Origin of the sequence: Butyricimonas sp. RTP31003st1_G1_RTP31003_210430, from assembly GCF_040920905.1 — a bacterium.
Classification (GTDB): domain Bacteria; phylum Bacteroidota; class Bacteroidia; order Bacteroidales; family Marinifilaceae; genus Butyricimonas; species Butyricimonas paravirosa.
Genome location: NZ_JBCOSQ010000020.1, coordinates 31,903 through 50,462, shown reverse-complemented (window position 1 = coordinate 50,462; position 18,560 = coordinate 31,903). Strand labels below are relative to the sequence as shown.

Here is an 18,560-nt window from a genome sequence, read left to right as displayed (position 1 = left end):
CTAATCTCTAAATCTGGCAGTCGTTGTCTCGTTAATCCATCCACCGACTTTCACGCTTTTCCCTGCCGTAATATCACGGAAGAAAGCCTCGTCCTTCGTCGGGAAGTGAGGAGAATACCGCTCAATATATTCGTTAGCCTTTCCTGCTACTGATGGATCAACTTGTTTCGCTTTCACAAACTTATCCACGGCAGCCCAGAATACGGTACGTTTGTCGAACTCGTCTCCTTCATAGTCATTGCTACTTACCGCGTAAGCCAAACCTATCGTGATGTAAGCATCACCCATATTCGGGTTTGTCTTCAAAGCATCCAAAGCATATTTTTTGGCTGACGGATAATTCTTCTTTGACAAATACACCTGTGCCAGCTTGTAATTATAATCTGCTTTAGCTTTCGGATCATCTGATTTATCAATAGCCTCCTTCAAATATTGCTCGAATTTCGCAATATCTTGTTTTGAAAAGAACATCATAGCCAAACTGTAAGCAGCATCGGCACTCGGTTCTTGCTGATAAATCTTCTCGGCAACCGTAGCATACAACGGTAAATCCGTACATTCACGTCTTCTCAAAATAGAAGAAATATCTTTCAGAACAGGCAGACTATCTTTATTCGCCTCGTATTTCTGATTCAACAAACCGGCCAATGTATTACAATCAGCATACCCGGACTCGAAGAAAATGGCATCCAATGCAGATTTACATACGGCAAAATTATCACATCCTTTTTCACCCGATGCCAAACGTTTGTCCGCAAAATCAGAGAATTTCATATACAAATTAATGAATTCCTCTTGAGATAACTGATTTTGTTGAACCAATCCACACCCCACTTCAAAAGTGGCATGAATCAACTGTGCCGGAGTACCTTCTCCTTCCAATTCATACGACCTCATCAAATTATCAAACCCGGCTTTCAACATATTAATATCCCCATTGGAATATTTCACTTGAGCCATACCTTTTTTCCCAAGAACATATCCTTCACGGCTCCTTTTTCCCATATATTGAAGACGACGATCGAAAACCATCATTAAAGTATCCACATACTCCTTCTTTTTCGTCTTCTGGATCATGAACTCAATAATATCTTCCCCCCGGATATAGGTATTTAATTGAAATGCAGGTGCGTTCAAGAAAACGTATCTCCAAGAGGGTAACGCTTCTTCGTAATTTTTCTGTTTCCAGTATTCCGTGTACAGAGAAGCATTCAGAATGGTATTCGCACTATCCAATCCGTACTGAGACTCCAACGTTTGCGCTTTTGTCGGTAGAATGAATAGAAACATCCCAAATGCTATAACAGCAATCTTTTTCATGGTCATCCCTTTTATTTAAGTTAGTTCGAATAAGTTTTTTTTCATCATAGCCAGTCCACCCACGTGAGGACTATCGCAAAATTACCACTATTTCTTTAAAACGGAAATGTTTCACATATTTTTCATGTATAATTAACCGTTTTTTGGTATTCTAAAATTCTGTTTAAACCAGTGATCACTAACTTGTCTTCAAAAAAAACCGTCCGTTTCAACGTTTTTCTCAGATATTCACTTCCGCCACCCGTTATAATTACCGCAGCATGGGGATTATTTCGGAGCAACTCATCTATATACCCTCTTACTTCAAAAAGTATACCATTCATCACCCCGTTCAAAATTGCATCATGCGTGTTCTTCCCGACATACCCGTGTTCCATGGAACACTTCACCAACGGAAGACTCGCAGTAAACTCGTTTAGCGCTCGGAAACGAATACCCAGCCCCGGAGAAATATTCCCTCCCCGGAACTCCCCGTCCGCACTGACAAAATCATACGTAATCGCCGTACCGGAATCAATCACCAGCAACTCCCGACCCGGAAAAAGGAATGCCCCGCCCACACAACCGGCAATCCGGTCAACGCCCAAGGTCTTCGGGGTATCATATCCCAAGCGTATCGGCAAAGGGATTTCCGACGACACTTCACAAAAGAAAGTGGAAACCTCACGCAGTCTTTCCCGAACTTCCGCCGAGATAGCTCCCGTGCTTGACAAAATCAAGTTTACTTCCTTCCCGCTTTTTCGGTAAGTCGTCGCCAGATCATATACTTCCGGTAATCCCAATCCACACTCCACCCAATCGCCCTCGTCAAAAACAGCGTACTTGGTTCGTGTATTTCCAATATCAACAATTAGATTCATAGCTTAATTATTACCATAAGCAAAGTCCCGCATCTCCCGCGTAATTTCCGATACCCGATTAATATCGACAATACTCGTGAAAACCAGACTCAACTTATCATTCTTTTCGCTGATCTTGCAAGGGATCACCTGTTTCTGTATAAATTTCAATAACTCGCTAAACACGGGAGAGGCATAGAATGGCGAATTCTGATCACTGATAAAATAAACAATCATCTTGTTATTCTTCACCATCAACCGCTCGATTCCCAAGTCTATACATCTCTGACGAATTCGGACCACTTCCATCAACCCGACAACCGGAGCCGGAATCTCGCCAAAACGGTCTTTCATCTCTATCTCGAAACGCTGCAAAGCCTCTTCGTTCGCAATATTATCCAACTCCCGGTACAAGCGGATTCGTTCGCTCACGTTCTCCACGTAAGTATCGGGAATCAACAAAGCAAAATCCGTGTCGATCACGCAATCCGTGGCGAACGCCATCGGCTCATCCGGATGCTCCTTCTGTAATTCGGGGAATTCCTCGTCCCTCAATTCCACTAACGCCTCGTTCAGAATTCTTTGATAGGTCTCGTACCCCACTTCTGCAATAAAACCGGATTGCTCTCCCCCTAAAATATTCCCGGCCCCACGAATATCCAAATCCTGCATGGCAATATTGAACCCACTCCCCAAGCCGCTGAAATCCTCGATCGCTTTCAACCGCCTCCGGGCATCCGCATTCACTAATTCCAAAGGCGGGGCCAGCAAATAACAAAAAGCCTTCCGGTTGGAACGTCCCACCCGTCCCCGCAACTGGTGTAAATCACTCAACCCGTAATTCTGGGCCTGATTAATAATAATAGTATTCGCATTAGGAATATCCAACCCCGACTCCACGATCGTCGTGGCAATCAACACGTCGTAATCTCCCCGCACGAAATCATGCATCACCGTCTCCAACTCCTCCCCGCTCATCTGCCCGTGTCCCACACAACTCTTGATGCCGGGAATCAGACGATGAATCATATATTGAATATCCCGGATATTATCCACCCGGTTATGAATAAAAAACACCTGTCCCCCACGGCTCACCTCGTAAGAAATCGCATCCTTAATCACTTTCTCGTCAAAACGATGTAACTCCGTCACGATCGGGTAACGATTAGGCGGGGCCGTACGGATAATCGACATATCCCTCGCCCCCATCAACGAAAATTGCAGCGTCCGCGGGATCGGTGTCGCCGTCATGGTAATGGTATCCACGTTCAATTTCAAACGTTTCAACTTCTCCTTCACCGCCACCCCAAACTTCTGCTCCTCATCAATCACCAGCAAACCGAGGTCCTTAAATTTTATATCATTACTTGTCAAACGATGCGTCCCGATGATAATATCCACCTTCCCCGCTTCCAAATCTTTCAAAATCCGCTTAATATCGGCACTCTTTTTCATCCGACTGATATACTCGATCCGGCAAGGCATCCCCTCCAGACGTTTCTTGAAAGTATTATAATGCTGATAAGCCAAAACCGTCGTCGGCACTAACACGGCCACCTGCTTACTATCAGCCACTGCCTTGAATGCCGCACGAATAGCGACTTCCGTTTTTCCGAATCCCACGTCCCCGCAAACCAGACGATCCATCACGTGAGGACTCTCCATGTCCGCTTTCACCGCCTCGATCGCCTTCATCTGATCCGGCGTTTCCTCGTACATAAAGGATGCCTCCATCTCGTCCTGCAAGAAACTATCTTTCGAGAATGCATAAGCCTCCTCCCGCCTGCGTTTGGCATACAGGGCTATTAACTCCCGGGCAATATCCTTTACCCTCGACTTGGTTCGCTGCTTTAATTTATTCCAAGCCTCCCCGCCCAACTTACTCACGGTTGGCGGTTCACCGTCCTTCCCCTTGTACTTGGAAATTTTATGCAATGAATGGAGACTCACGTACAATTCGGAATTATTCTTATATACCAAACGTATGGCCTCCTGAATCTTCCCGTCATTATCAATCTTCGTCAACCCGCCGAAACGCCCGATCCCGTGATCTATATGCACCACGTAATCACCTGGATGCAGGTCCTGCAACTCGCTGATCGTGATGGACTCCCGCCCTTTCCGAATCTGCGAAGTCTTCAAACGGTATTTCTGATAACGATCGAAAATCTGATGCTCCGTGTAGATACACACCTTGATCTGGGCATCACTGAACCCCTCATGGATTGTTCCCTCCACGGGTACAAAATTCACCTCATGCCCCTTGTCCGAGAAAATATCCCGCAATCGCTGGAGCTGCATATCGTTCGTAGAACAAAGATAAACCGTGTAGCGATCCATCTGCTTGTCTAGCAAATGCTCTGCCAGCAAATCGAACTGCTTGTTCACGGCCGGTTGCACCTCCGCTTCCAAGCGAATCACCTCACCCCGGAAAAACAACTCCGGTCCCCACTCCACCACACTGTTCCCCTCGATCGTCCGGAACAAACTATCCGACGTGATTAGGAACTCCCCGGCATCCAGCTCTTTTAACGAATTCATGCGGTCATGAATCAACAAGGAATTCTTCATCCACCATGTGGCCTCTTTCCCAAGAAACTCGGTCAATCCCACGTTATCATTCTTATCCGTTGACTCACTCAAATCGGGCACGATCACCACCTTGTCAATCAACTGTTCGGAAAGCTGTGTCTCTACATCGAAATAACGAATACTTTCCACCTCGTCCCCGAAAAAATCTATTCGTACCGGACGTTCTTCCGCGAAAGAATAGACATCCACGATACTTCCCCGGATAGAAAACTGCCCGGGTTCATACACGAAATCATTCCGTTCGAAACCGTACTCTCCCAACAACGACTCCAAAAACGTTATCGACAGCTTGTTACCCTTGATCACGGGCATCGACATATCGGCCAACATCTTCTTGCTCACCACCTTCTCGGCCATCGCCTCCGTGTAAGTGACCACCATCCCTACCTCCTTTGCCGTCAAGGCATTCAACACCTCTGTTCGAACCAGGATTGAATCGTTATCTTTATCTTCAAAATTACCGGAACGCCGAAACGAGGAAGGCAGAAAACGCACATTCTCCTCGTCATAAAACGTCAACAAATCATTGTAGAAATAAGCAGCCTCCTCCTTGTCGTTCAACACGAAAAGCTGTAATCCCTTCATTTCCCGTCCCACAGCGGCCGCAATAAAAGCCACGAGCGAACCGATCCCGTTCTCCAACTTTATCTTTGTCCTCGTCTGCTTACGCAGCCGATTGGCAATTTTCTGAACAACAGGATGATCTTGAAATAAATCTAATAACTCTTTTGCTTCCAAATCTTTGTCCCTTTATCAAAAAAACGGCATACCTTTCAGCATACCGTCTTCAACCCTCAGGTTCTATATTTTAAATGATAAGCATGGCATCGCCATAAGTACCAAAACGATATTTCTCCTTAACCGCCTGATTATACGCTTCCATGACGTGTTCATACCCACCGAAGGCCGCCACCATCATCAATAACGTTGAATAAGGCAAATGAAAATTGGAAATGAAAGCATCCGGCACGCTGAAATCATACGGGGGAAAGATAAACTTGTTCGTCCACCCTTCAAACTCGGTCAACCGTCCTTTCGTGGTCACACAGCTCTCCAACGTACGTACCACCGTCGTACCCACGGCACAAATTTTATGCTTTTCATCTTTTGCGTCATTCACGATTTTCACCGTTTCCGGTGTCACGAAGATTTGTTCCGAATCCATCTTGTGTTTCGTCAAATCCTCTACATCCACCTCCCGGAAGTTCCCCAATCCGACGTGTAACGTGATATAAGCGAAATCAATCCCCTTAATCTCCATCCGTTTCATCAACTCGCGGCTAAAATGCATTCCCGCAGTCGGGGCTGCCACCGCACCTTCATGCCGGGCAAAAATAGTTTGGTAATTCTCGGCATCCTCCGGTTCCACCTTCCGGTTAATAAAACGAGGAAGCGGGGTTTCGCCCAACGCATACAATTCCTTCTTGAACTCGTCATATTCACCATCGAACAAGAAACGTAAAGTTCTCCCGCGAGAAGTGGTATTATCAATGACCTCTGCCACCATGCTATCATCTTCCCCGAAATACAACTTATTCCCGATACGTATTTTCCGAGCCGGATCAACCAGTACATCCCAGATACGCAATTCCGGGTTCAACTCTCTCAGCAAAAACACCTCGATCTCCGCCCCGGTTTTTTCCTTGTTTCCATATAACCTCGCCGGGAACACCTTGGAATCGTTAAAAACGAACACATCCTTTTCATCAAAATAATCAATCACATCTTTAAATACCTTGTGTTCAATCTTCCCGGTTTTCCGATCCAGAACCATCAACCGGGCTTCATCCCGGTTAGGCGTCGGATGTAACGCAATCAACTCCGGCGGCAACTTATATTTAAACTTAGATAATTTCATGTTGAATAATGTTTATATATTAATCAAATCTTGCTAAATTACAAATTTTCCTGTAAAACTCCAATAATTTCATCCATTTTAAACCCATCTTCCACCCGGAAGTCTCCTACACGGGTTCTTCTTAGAGCTGACAGATGCGAACCGCTCCCGCAGGCTTTTCCCAGATCATGAGCCAGCGAACGGATGTACGTCCCCTTGCTACACACGATCCGGAGTTCCACTATTGGAAGTTCCACTTTCAATATTTCAATCTCCCGAACCATCACCTTCCGGCTCTTCATCTCCACCTCGTCCCCTCGGCGAGCCATCTCGTACGCCCGGACCCCGTCAACACGAACGGCCGAATAAGAAGGCGGGAACTGTTCAATCTCCCCGATAAACTGCTGGACCGCCCGCTCCAAACAGGCTCTATCCACTTGTTCATACGAAAATTCTTCGTCAAAAGATGTCTCCAAATCATAAGAAGGAGTCGTATGCCCGAAAGTAATTTCCGCTACGTACTCTTTCTCCTGCCCCATATACTCCTCGATCTTCTTCGTCTCCTTCCCCACACAAATAATCACCACGCCCGATGCCAAAGGATCCAACGTCCCTGCGTGCCCCACTTTTATCTTCCCGTATCCTTTTCTCAAGCAAATACGAACTTTGTTCACCACGTCAAACGATGTCCAGCGCAATGGCTTATCGACCACGAACACCGCTCCTGCCCGGAAATCCTCTCCTTCTCTAAAAAAAATATTACCCCACTTGCTCATTATCCTAAAACAATCGTCAATATACCCGCAATAGCGCAATAAAGAGCGAACCAAATCAACTTACCCTTTTTCACGATATTAATCATCCAGCGACAAGCAATACATCCCGAGATAAAAGCTGCCGCAAATCCAACCAATAGTGATACGGTCGAAATACCACTTGCTTCTGCCGAGAACCCGCCTTTCATCAGATCCAGAAAAGCCTCCCCCAGAATAGGAATCAATACCATCAAAAAAGAAAATTTGGCCACCGCCTCCTTCTTGTTACCCAACAATATCCCGGTAGCAATAGTCGAACCGGAACGAGACAAACCAGGCAACACAGCACACGCTTGCGCCAACCCGATCACGAACGCATCCCGATACGAGATTTTTTCTTTCAGCCGGGGTTTAGCGTAATAAGCGAACGACAACAACATCGCCGTTACCAGCAACATACACCCCACGACCGTCAATCCCGAACCAAATAACGCCTCCACGTAATCCTTGAAACAAAATCCCACGATAGCCACCGGTATCATGGAAAGAAATATCTTTAGCACGTAGGCCATCTCGTCATTATACTTGAACGTGAAAAAGCCCTTGAACAACACGGACACTTCCTTCCACAAAATCACGATCGTACTACAAACCGTCGCAGCATGAACCGCCACGGCAAACGTTAAATTCTCCTCTCCTTCTAACCCGAAAAGAGCGCTAAAAATCTGTAAATGCCCGGAACTACTCACCGGCAAAAATTCTGTAAGCCCCTGGATGATACCAAGCACCAATGCCTCAAACCACTCCATCTATGAATTGAAAATTGAGAATTGAAAATTGAAAATGCACGCACGTCAATATTCAATTACATTAATATTTAATTTTTCTCCTCTCCCTTCGTTTTGGGTTTCCGCATGATACCCCAGAAAACGAAACCGAAACCGAATAACACCACGATGGGCGCTAACGTGATCCGGCGAAAACTAAAAATGTCATAATTAAATGTATCGGGCGAATCCGCTCCCCCTCCCATCATCAAGAGGAAACCCACTATAACGATCCCGAAACCGATCAGGATCATCTTGTAATTATCCTTCGGTATAGGAAAACCGTCTTTTTTTTCGTTTAAAATTCTTGCCATATATTTTTATTTACACGTATAAATCATTCAAATCCCGCCGCAAATAACGACGTACCGAGAACCAAGCCGAGAAAAATGACAACACCACCCCGGAAAGGATCACGAAACCCACCATCAACAGGATCACGTCCTGCCGCATAATATTAATCACGTTCCCCACGTTCTCCTGCACGAAAAATATCGCACCCAGCAACACCAAGTTAGCGATCAGAGCCCCGAAGAACCCTCGCCACATACTCCCGTACACGAAAGGCTTGCATATAAAAAACGGAGTAGCCCCCACCAACTGCATCGTCTTGATCAACAGTCGCTGCGAGTAAACCGCCAAATGAATCATGTTACGAATCAACGTGAACGAAATCAACACCAACACCGCCCCGACAATCAAAAAGATAATCGTGATCCGCCGTATGTTTTCGTTAATACTCTCGATCATGGATTTCTGGTAATATACCTCGTGAATAATATCAAATCTTGCTAATCCTTTCTCTATCATCGCCAGCGAATCGTTATTCGCGTATGCCGGATTCAATTTGATCTCAATGGAAGGCAACAAAGGATTAGCTCCCAATATCCGTTCAAAATCCTCTCCCATCTCTTTCTTGAAAGACTTCGCCGCCTGTTCTTTGGTAATATACTTCGAAGTGTAAACGTAAGGTTGGGTATCCAAAATCTTTTGCACCCGCTTGATCTCCACCTCATTCGTGTTATCCTTCACGATCACGGCAAAACCGATATTCCGTTTCACGTGATCCGAAACCGCCCGAGCATTTAATAAAATAAATACAAGCATACCGACCACAATCAATACCAAAGAAATACTGATTGTGGGAACAAAATAAGCACTTTTTCCCTTTCTACTTTCTGTCCGCGACATTTTTTCTGTCTTAAAAACTTGACAAATATAATCATTCTACACCCGAGAACAACCCATTTCTAAAAAAAAATCGCAAAATCACATCTCCACTAGCCCCCATTCGCCCTCCCGTTCTCCAACATTCACCTCTTTTCCCCTTTAGTAACTGCATGAAAAACAGTTTTCAAGAAATGAATTTAAAAAATCCTTTGCATTTTCTTATCAAACCCTTTGCTGAAAACAAAAAATGCTCTATATTTGCAATCGCAAAAAAGGAAAGCGTTCCTAGAAAATTTTGCAAGCAATCATGCGAAAATAGCTCAGTTGGTAGAGCATAACCTTGCCAAGGTTAGGGTCGCGGGTTCGAGTCCCGTTTTTCGCTCCAAGTTGCTCGAGTGGTGGAATCGGTAGACACGCGGGACTTAAAATCCCGTGGCCATTGCGGCTGTGCGGGTTCAAGTCCCGCCTCGAGTACACGGAATATTAAGGAGTTAGTAATCACTAACTCCTTTTATTTTATCCAGAAAACTCTAATCACTTTTTAAAATTATTCCCTCTCGATACCCTAAAAACGATATGTGGCATCTCGACACCCCGGTAGTGTTTGACAAGAGTATCGACCTCCACCATTCCATTCCGCCGAGCCACGTTTTGGGATGCCACGTTCGAATCCCGAATAATGGAATAAACCTCGTCAAAATTCAACTCTTGAAAAGCGTACTCCTTACAAGCAATGGCCGCCTCTGTGGCAAATCCTTTATGCCAAAATTCTTTCCGGAACAAATAACCGACTTCCGGAACCCTGCCCCCATTATATTCCTGGTACGTGATACCACATTGCCCGATAAGCTCGCCACTGCTTTTCTCGATGACCGCCCACAGGGCAAAACCGTCATCCTCGTACCGCCGAAACATCTTATCCAACCATGCCTGAACTTCCTGATCGCTAAAAGCGCCCTCGTAAGCATACATCACCACGGGGTCCTGCAACAATTTACACACCTCGTCAAAATCACCTTGTTCTAACTTTCTTAGAACCAACCGTCCCGTTTCTAATAACACTTCTCTCATTCTTCTATTTTCAGGCAAAAATACCCAAAAAAATATTTCCCTCAACAAATAAATCGTACCCAATAAAATAATCGATCATAACGACAATATGTATTACCCCCGTTATCAAATAAAGAAAGGATGAACACTTAAGGTAATTACCAGATAATCAAAGATTAAAAATCTATCAAAGACGTATCAAAGACGTTCGTGAACGTCTTTGATACGTCTTTGATTCGAAATTGATACGTCTTTAACCCCTAAGTACATCGAATATGCAACGTGTCTCGTCCTGAAAAAGTTTACCGTAACCCCAAGTAAACCTATGCCAGCATTAAGCCAATTTCGTTATTCTCATCTGACACTAAAATTGGCTCAAAAACAAACTGCCCCTGAAAGTTTTTTGTTCACTTTTTGGGGGCAGTTCTGTACTATACTACAATAGCCTATTTCAAATAAAACACATGCTACATTTTTTCCACACGTTCCTTTACAGATTGAATATCCTTCGGTTCTGCATCACTTAGCGAGTTATTTTTAATAACTTCCAACACATCAATCAAGAGCCTCTTCGCCCCCTGTTTGTCCCCGATCTCTTCCATTAGATCCGCACATCCCCAAGCCGTCGCCGGAGTTCGATCCAACTGATAAGCATAATTTACCCAATCGATACATTTCTTTTTCTCTCCTACATTCTGCTGATCGGTAATCTTCCAGTAATGACGGGTAGCACTGATCACGAAAGAGGACAATAGTTTATACTTCACCCCGCCAAACAGACTCGCCATACCCATCGTCTTCTTTATACTCACAATCGCGGTTGAATCATTCTTCATTTTAGCTGAATCAATCAGCATCTTAAAATGCTGGTTTGTTATCTCTTCCGTTTTTCTCAGGGAATCAATGCTATTCTCTTGCTGCTGGGCAATCATATACTCGTTCATCAACGTCTTGAATTTATCGTCCAGACGGTTGTTCGAATAGAAATCCAAACGCAACTGCTCTGCCGGAAGATAAGATTTACCGCCACCCATCATGGCAGACATTCCATTCTCCAGATTTCCCAACCCGGCCTTCACGCCAAGAATTCCTTCTAACGCCTTTTCATCCTTCTCTTTCACGCAAGTGGCAAAACAAGCGCTCAAGCTCTTCATCACGGATGCATTCAAACGATTACCCAACTTCTTGTTTTCGCCCTCGACCTTCTTGATGCCCTTCACCAAACGATCAAAAAGAACCGGATCAAAAATAGAAATATTACCTATATTACTCACGTTCTCCTCCAACAACAACTCCCCATCAGAGAGGCATTTCAAGTACTCGTTCAGGACAATGCCACCGCCTGCCCCGGACTCTTTCAATAAAGCATAATACTCTCCAAGGAAAACTTTTCCCCGTTTTCCTTGTTCGTATTCTTTCTCCATTGCCGCGATACGGGGAGCCAGCGCGTACAAACGCACAGCTTTCTCTCCTTCAGCGATAAGCTTATCGGCCGTACGGACTCCCATAAACTTATACACCAACTCGCCTGCAGCATTCACGAAAACCAACGTCGGGTAAGCCGAAACCTCGTACTTACCCGCTAGTTCCGGTCCTTCACCTTTCTCCGCGTCAATCTTGTAATTGACGAAATTTTTGTTGAAGTAATCCCCCACAGCCTGCTGGGGAAAAGTCTCCGCAGCCATTTTCTTACAAGGACCGCACCACGTCGTGTACAGGTCTACAAAGATCAGTTTATTCTCCTGTTTTGCTTTCTGTAAAACCTCTTTCCAGCTACCGGTTTCGAACTGAATCCCCTGTGAAAAAACGTTCCATGAGAAAAGCAAAACGACTATTGTTAAAAATATTCTTCTCATTATTTCTATCAATCGTTATTCTCCAAATTGTTCTGCAACTTTTTCCATCAACAGATCTCCCCGCAATTTGGTAGCGACAATTTTCCCTTCCTTGTCAATCAATAACATAGCCGGAACCCCGCTCACGTTATACAATTTTGCCACCGGACAACTCCATCCCTTCAAGGAAGAAACATGTCCCCAATTCAAATCGTTCTTTTCAATCGCATTTACCCAATTATCCTTTTTATCATCCAGTGACACGCTCAATATTTCAAATCCTTTATCATGAAACTTGTCATATACTTTCTTCACATTGGGAACTTCACGCAAGCAAGGACCGCACCAGGATGCCCAGAAATCAAGCAAAACGATCTTCCCACGATAATCAGATAAAGAAACATCCTTTCCGTCCGGAGCTTGTAAGGTGAAATCCGGGACAACACTACCGATGGATGTTTTTTTAATATTATCTATTGATGTTTTCAATTTACGTCCTAAATAAGCATTTTTGATACGGGGAGTCAAACCTTCATACATTTTTTCAACTTCCGCCAAATCTCTATCCTTGATCACGAAATTATTAATAATCAACGCAGTTGCATGGCAATCGGGATAATTTGTAACCAAGCTGTCAATCGTCCGCACGGTTTTCTCCTTCATAGCCGTATACATCTGTATTAAAGAGTCCTGCATGGCAGCACTCGTATTCTCATCTCTACCCATGAAAGAAAGTCCCAGCATCATCAACATCTCATCCCGCTGTGCTAACAGCATTGTTTTAAAAATATCCTGCTCCACGCTCCCCGATATTTCTGCTCTGACATTCTCAATCTCTTTTCCCTTGACCGTTTTTTTCACGGTTATGCATTTTACATGAATTGGAATAGAGTCCAAAATAACGATATTCGTACTACCATTTATTTCCAAAATCCGCTCATCCACGTCTCCAAGCGGCTTTTGCATTTTAAAACTACCGTTTGCCACGATAGCGGAATCCAATATCTCATATTTTTTGTCTCCCAAGTCCTTTTTTAAATAGACTACTTTTCCATCTCCACCTTCCCACTCTCCTTGAATGGTATAAGTTGTCTCTTGTTTGGTACATCCCATGAACAACAGGCCTATCAATAATCCACTGATAATTTTTCTCATACTTCCGGAATTATTTTAACATTTTTAAATCAAGTATCGTTTATATTTATTCTGATTTTTTCAAAAATGACTCGAACTCTTTCGCTTTCTCGGCTCTGATTTTCTCGTCCATCTTTTTGAATTCTTTTGCCTTTGCATTATTGCCAAGTTTAGCATGCAAAACAGAGAGAGTTCCGTAATAATTAGATTTTAGTTTAGCACTTCCCTTATCTTCTTCTTTCTGCAATCCTTCGATTAAAACCAAGTACTTCTCTATTATGCCCTTATCTTGACAATATGCCGCAAGGTATCGAGCCGTTTCATCCAAATCACGATCAGAATAACCCAAAGCCTTGATGTCACGATACATCATCTGGCTTTCGTATACTTCATTCCACTTTTGAGCCAACTCCAATTCATAAATCTTTATTTTGGCACGATACGTTTCTGCACGTTTCAAATTCCCGCGGTCAATCAAACGTAACAAAGTATCTATTTTTCCTTGCTCGGCAACCAAACGCAAGGGAACCCCATTCTCATCAAATTTAATTTCAACCACTCGATCTACTGCTTTTTCCAGCGCCCAACTTAATTGTCTCTCCACGTTATAGCGATCAAATTTCACTTTATGAGCCAAACGGTCTATATTGAAAATCACGTAGTCAAATTGCGGAGAATAAGGGTTTTTGATAAAAGCTCCCACGAAATCCCAGATTTCTTTTTCCTGCAATTTTTCCACAGGTATCGTATTCATGTAATCAAGTACGATTTTCTCGATGTCATCTTTCAAGAAGGCTCCTTCCAACGCGGCAACATATTCTTTCAGAAACGCCAAGTCCCGTTCTCCTGCCTCGTACCTATCACGACAAGCAAACAAACTTTTACCTTCCTTACCCGCTTTCATCCCGGCAATCAATACATCTGCCTCTTGGAATCCCGCCATTTGATGCATAACTTTTCCTTCCTTATTAATTAACAAGAGTGTCGGGAAACCAATAATATTGGATTTATATTGTTTATACAGATCTTTCCCCACACCCTTTTCCATATCGTATTTCACGTTGATGAAATTCGCGTTAAAAAAGTCGCCCACGTCTTTGCGAGTAAAAATATCTTTGGCTAAAGCCTTGCACGGGCCACACCAAGAGGTATAGCAATCCATAAAGATATATTTGTCCTGCTCTTGAGCCATTTTCAAGATATTTTCCCATTTCTCGCCTTCGATAAAACGAATCCCGTCTCCGGCCGACTGCCCGAACGAAAACAAGGCCAAACATAAAAATTGTACTATAAATCCAATCTTTTTCATAATCAATCCTATTTACAAATATGCTATTATTTTAATTCATCCAATTTTGCCTGACAAGCTTTCACGTCACTCTCTTCGACCCCGGCCGCAGAACTTCCATCTTTCAATCCCAAGGTCAAAACTTCTTTCGCTTGTTCCTTTTTGTCCAAGGCTAATAACTTATCGGCCACGTATGCCGCCGTCTTTGCGGAAGGGCTCAACTGATGTAAAAACACGTACCAACCGGCAACCCGATCCTTGTATGCCGCATCTTTCTCTCCTGTATATATCTCCTCGTAACGTTCCACGTTCTCAACCATACTCGTTGAAGTATAGTAATCATCGATACTTGAAAAAGCGAACATCATCGCGTTCAGTTTTCTCGCTGCCTGATATTCCTCTTCATTCCCACTTTCTTTTGCCTCTTTCAACTTAGCCTCCATGGCCTTTAGCATGGCAATTTTCTCCTTATGAGTTTCCTCATATTTTTTCTGAAGTTCCGCTATATAACTGATAAAAAGCTGATTAAACTTATCCAGTTTCTTTTTAGCCGAATAATAATTTAAACGTAGTAATTCAGAAGGGATATAGATATTTCCTCCCCCCAATGAAGCCGCCGTGGCACTATCCTTACCTCCCGTCGCCTTAAATAAACGATCTTTCAAAGCCAGCACTTCCTCAAAGTTTTCCTCTTGATCGGCTTGTGCCGTCTTTTGAACGCTAGCACTCAAGAAAGTACAAATCGCTTTATTCACGGCAGTAGAATGTTTTTTGTCCTTCGCCGGATTGACAGCCTCCGCACAAGCCGCATCCACCAAGCGGTTGGCTAATTTCTTGTCGAAAACCGTGATTTTGGCAATACGAGGAACATTGACAGAATCCAATAAATGAGCATCGTCCACCAATGCAAAATAATCAAGTAATACATCGCTACAATCCAATCCGGATTTGTCTTTCAATATAAAATACTGATTCAAAAATTCTTTATCCCGGTTGCCTTCCTCGTATTTTTTCATGTATTTCTTCAATTCCGGTTGTGCGGCAAACGCATCCACGGCCTTCTCGCCTTCCTTGATAAACATATCCACGGTTTTACCGCCCAGGAAACGATAAACCAATTCCCCGTCTCCATTAACAAAAAGGAACGTGGGATAAGCAGATACTCCAAATGTTTTCGCAACCATTTTCCCGTCTTCACTCTTTTCTGCATCCAATTGCAAATTCAAGAAATGAGCGTTATAATATTCGCCGACTTTAGCTTGTGGGAATACATTATCCGCCATGTGCTTACAAGGTCCACACCATGAGGTATATATATCTATAAATACCAGTTTATTCTGTTTTTTCGCCATTTCCAGTACCTCTGCATAACGCCCCTTTTGGAAGTCGATCCCCTGTGAAAACACGGTTAAACCAGTGATTAAAATCGTCACTAACAATACTAATTTTTTCATCTTACAATCCCTTTAGTTTATGTCCAATACTATTGTATATTTTTTATTCCTCTCAAAATCACAATTATAAAGCAACAAGAAATCCTCTGCCACGGCAACTTCCCATTTCTGTCCCCCCGCCAAACACGGGTTATTTACACGTTTCGGGAAATAATAGGCAAACGGAATATCCGTCACGTGTTCCTGTTTCAATTTTCCTCCTCTCATCAATCCCCCGTCAAAATATTCATTGGTCGTGATCGTCACGAAACATTGTTTCCCTTTTATCTTGAAATCTACACGGTATCCTAATGGTTTCGGATTTTGCATCTTTACATCCCAAGCCGGATCGCCATACAAAACAACTACATCCCGGTCATGTACAAATCCCATCTGGTCTTTCGTCGGCTGCTGACCCGTCACCGCCTTGAATTGTTTTTCAAACATCTCCCTCTCCCCAAAATCTATTTCCGAAAAAGGATAATTTACGGTCAACATTTTCGGATGCCACTCGTTTTCCGTCCTCAACATATCCTGCTGGTTCAGATAAACGGCCTGCGCCAAGGTCAACCGCCCGGCATTGGCAACCCAGTATTTCAAACCTCCCCAACCGTTCCGGCCATACCAAGTTGTAACGACATATCCCACCATGGAAGTTGCATCCATTCCGCTCAACCAAGCCACAGCCATACTCTCCGGGTCATTGTCAATATTCCCGATCAGACAGTTACCCGCCGCAAAATAAACTCTCGGGTGAGCCGTCCCTTCCAAAAACTCAGGAGTCATGAAGTCGGCATACAACCGCCCTCCCCGTGGTTTCAGATTACCAACCGTAAATGGCATTTCAAGATTTTTCTCGGTTGCGTGTGAAGAGGTTACCAGCAAATCGGGATCAATTTCTTTATATTTCTCCACCCATTTATTCAGTATTTCCCATTTATTGATCTGCTCATTCTTCACTTCCCCGTTGCGGGTTGTCTTCTCGCCCCAACCGCCGGGTGTTCCCCCGTCATTCATAAATGCAAAACGATCAAAATATTTTCCATCGCTCAATTCTGCCGTCGTGTTCAATGCTGTATGAATCACAAAAGGTTTAGCGCTCCCCTCGACCATTCGCATAGCATCTGTAGCTGAATACCCCGTGATAATTCCCCACAAGTAATCCGCATAAATATCATCATCTATTTCCCGACTCAAACGATGCCCTTCCATGACAAACTCCCGATTGAGGTTTTCCGGTTTTTCCACCACTGCCACGTAACGGGGAGTTAAACGCCGTAACTCCGCCAACAGTTCTCGCGGCTGTTTGTCGTAATATAACACGGTTGCTTTATGTCTTTTAGCTAAAGCCTCTACCACTTTCATCCATTCCCCGTCAGCCTGAACCTTTTTCGAGGTAACAACCACATAGTCACGAACCTGTTGAGCTTTTACCCCCAATAAATTACAAGTCGTAAACAGCCAAACGGCAAACATTACAACTATCCGTTTTTTCATCATATTTCCAGATTAATTAGACTGAGTTGCTTTAAACAAATCCTTATACCGTTCCATCCGCTCCGCTTCTATGGCATCCCCCATCTTTTTATATTTATCAGCGTTACTCCTATCGCCCACAAGAGCATACAAACGACCTAACAAGTTATAATAATTGGTCGAACCACCCTCCGCCTTCTCCTGTTCACTTATCCTCAACACGAATGACAAGACGCTGTCAATTAAATTCTTATTCAAATTTCTTTCAGAAAGGAGGGTCAAAACTGCTACAATATATTCACCCCGAACATCTGTCATGTGCAAGTTCGCAGCTACTTCCAAGTCTCGAAACACCTGTTCGTTATCTCCTGTATGCAAAGCTTTAATAATAGCGAGTTTTAAACGCATTCCATCCTGTCCCAATAATTGCCCTTTATTTACCAGATACGTCAATCGTTCTAGTTTTAATGAATCATACAATGGCCAAACATACCGTTCATCCTGGAAATGAGGCTCGCATTGTTTCTCGATCTCTTTGTTCAAATTTCGACTCAACACCATCAATACCTCATATCTCTTATCAATCTCATTATCCCCACTAACCCCACTTCCCAATCCTTTGAAAAGTCTCTTCAAACGTGCAGCCTTATCCTCCGGAGCGGAACTTTCTTCCCGATCCCATTTCATTTTTTTCACAGCATAAATGCCATACTCAAAAACATTGGAATAAGGGTCTGCAAATACATATTTATTTAATAGCAAGTAAGTATCCTTATCTTCCACCTGCAACACCGGACACCGAGACATATATTCCTTTATCACCTGTTCTGCCTCTTTTCCCTTTCTCGCATCCTCCAAGGCCTCCACGTATTCCTTCACGACCTTAATGTCTCGCTTGTTTACCGTGTATTTCTCTTTCAAACTTTCTAGGTCAGTTTGTGCAGATGCTGCTAAGCAGCATCCGACACAAACCAATATCATGATTGTCTTTCTCAACATATCTC

Annotated in this window: 15 protein-coding genes and 2 tRNA genes; 2 read left to right on the top strand and 15 right to left on the bottom strand. The window is 43.7% G+C overall.

The features are described from left to right. From AB5542_RS08280 to AB5542_RS08245, 8 genes are all read right to left on the bottom strand, one after another. A complete protein-coding gene (locus AB5542_RS08280; RefSeq protein WP_279037058.1) occupies positions 1 to 1,320 on the bottom strand; it encodes a tetratricopeptide repeat protein in 1,320 nt (439 codons plus the stop codon). Positions 1,321 to 1,442: 122 nt separating this feature from the next. Then, entirely contained in the window at positions 1,443 to 2,180 is a 738-nt protein-coding gene (locus AB5542_RS08275) for a type III pantothenate kinase (protein ID WP_118303876.1), read from the bottom strand. Between the two features lie 3 nt (positions 2,181 to 2,183). Continuing rightward, positions 2,184 to 5,489 carry a transcription-repair coupling factor gene (gene mfd / locus AB5542_RS08270; RefSeq protein ID WP_279037055.1) on the bottom strand — a complete coding sequence of 1,102 codons (3,306 nt, stop codon included), beginning with the start codon at positions 5,487 to 5,489 and terminating at the stop codon, positions 2,184 to 2,186. A 70-nt stretch (positions 5,490 to 5,559) separates the two neighbouring features. Then, on the bottom strand, positions 5,560 to 6,609 hold the full coding sequence (gene queA / locus AB5542_RS08265; RefSeq protein WP_027200460.1) for a tRNA preQ1(34) S-adenosylmethionine ribosyltransferase-isomerase QueA: 1,050 nt from the start codon (positions 6,607 to 6,609) through the stop codon (positions 5,560 to 5,562). A gap of 38 nt (positions 6,610 to 6,647) precedes the next feature. Continuing rightward, the gene (gene truB, locus AB5542_RS08260; protein WP_087421463.1) at positions 6,648 to 7,364 is read right to left on the bottom strand and encodes a tRNA pseudouridine(55) synthase TruB; all 717 of its coding nucleotides are present in this window, start codon (positions 7,362 to 7,364) and stop codon (positions 6,648 to 6,650) included. Next, the gene (locus AB5542_RS08255) at positions 7,364 to 8,152 is read right to left on the bottom strand and encodes an undecaprenyl-diphosphate phosphatase (RefSeq protein WP_279037053.1); all 789 of its coding nucleotides are present in this window, start codon (positions 8,150 to 8,152) and stop codon (positions 7,364 to 7,366) included. Before AB5542_RS08255 ends, truB begins: the two co-directional genes overlap by 1 nt. A 68-nt stretch (positions 8,153 to 8,220) precedes the next feature. Then, the gene (locus tag AB5542_RS08250; protein WP_027200463.1) at positions 8,221 to 8,484 is read right to left on the bottom strand and encodes a DUF3098 domain-containing protein; all 264 of its coding nucleotides are present in this window, start codon (positions 8,482 to 8,484) and stop codon (positions 8,221 to 8,223) included. 10 nt (positions 8,485 to 8,494) lie between these two features. Next, complete coding sequence (locus tag AB5542_RS08245; RefSeq protein WP_087421461.1) at positions 8,495 to 9,361, bottom strand: cell division protein FtsX; 867 nt, start codon at positions 9,359 to 9,361, stop codon at positions 8,495 to 8,497. 288 nt (positions 9,362 to 9,649) lie between these two features. On the opposite strand from AB5542_RS08245, the gene AB5542_RS08240 reads away from it, so the two are divergent. Both AB5542_RS08240 and AB5542_RS08235 read left to right on the top strand, forming a co-directional pair. Continuing rightward, positions 9,650 to 9,725: transfer RNA gene (locus tag AB5542_RS08240), tRNA-Gly, on the top strand. A 4-nt stretch (positions 9,726 to 9,729) separates the two neighbouring features. Next, positions 9,730 to 9,814 (top strand) — tRNA-Leu (locus tag AB5542_RS08235). Between the two features lie 60 nt (positions 9,815 to 9,874). Here AB5542_RS08235 and AB5542_RS08230 read toward each other — a convergent pair. The 7 genes from AB5542_RS08230 to AB5542_RS08200 form a co-directional block, all read right to left on the bottom strand. After that, complete coding sequence (locus tag AB5542_RS08230; RefSeq protein ID WP_087421460.1) at positions 9,875 to 10,411, bottom strand: GNAT family N-acetyltransferase; 537 nt, start codon at positions 10,409 to 10,411, stop codon at positions 9,875 to 9,877. A 446-nt stretch (positions 10,412 to 10,857) separates the two neighbouring features. Continuing rightward, entirely contained in the window at positions 10,858 to 12,246 is a 1,389-nt protein-coding gene (locus tag AB5542_RS08225; RefSeq protein WP_279037049.1) for a thioredoxin family protein, read from the bottom strand. Between the two features lie 15 nt (positions 12,247 to 12,261). Next, positions 12,262 to 13,380 carry a TlpA disulfide reductase family protein gene (locus tag AB5542_RS08220; protein WP_279037048.1) on the bottom strand — a complete coding sequence of 373 codons (1,119 nt, stop codon included), beginning with the start codon at positions 13,378 to 13,380 and terminating at the stop codon, positions 12,262 to 12,264. A gap of 46 nt (positions 13,381 to 13,426) precedes the next feature. Next, on the bottom strand, positions 13,427 to 14,668 hold the full coding sequence (locus AB5542_RS08215) for a thioredoxin family protein (RefSeq protein ID WP_279037047.1): 1,242 nt from the start codon (positions 14,666 to 14,668) through the stop codon (positions 13,427 to 13,429). Between the two features lie 26 nt (positions 14,669 to 14,694). Continuing rightward, on the bottom strand, positions 14,695 to 16,101 hold the full coding sequence (locus AB5542_RS08210; RefSeq protein ID WP_087421456.1) for a thioredoxin family protein: 1,407 nt from the start codon (positions 16,099 to 16,101) through the stop codon (positions 14,695 to 14,697). A gap of 12 nt (positions 16,102 to 16,113) precedes the next feature. Then, positions 16,114 to 17,577 carry a hypothetical protein gene (locus AB5542_RS08205; RefSeq protein ID WP_279037044.1) on the bottom strand — a complete coding sequence of 488 codons (1,464 nt, stop codon included), beginning with the start codon at positions 17,575 to 17,577 and terminating at the stop codon, positions 16,114 to 16,116. A gap of 12 nt (positions 17,578 to 17,589) precedes the next feature. Then, positions 17,590 to 18,555: a hypothetical protein gene (locus AB5542_RS08200; RefSeq protein ID WP_279037043.1), complete on the bottom strand. Its 966-nt coding sequence runs from the start codon at positions 18,553 to 18,555 to the stop codon at positions 17,590 to 17,592. Positions 18,556 to 18,560: the final 5 nt, after the last annotated feature.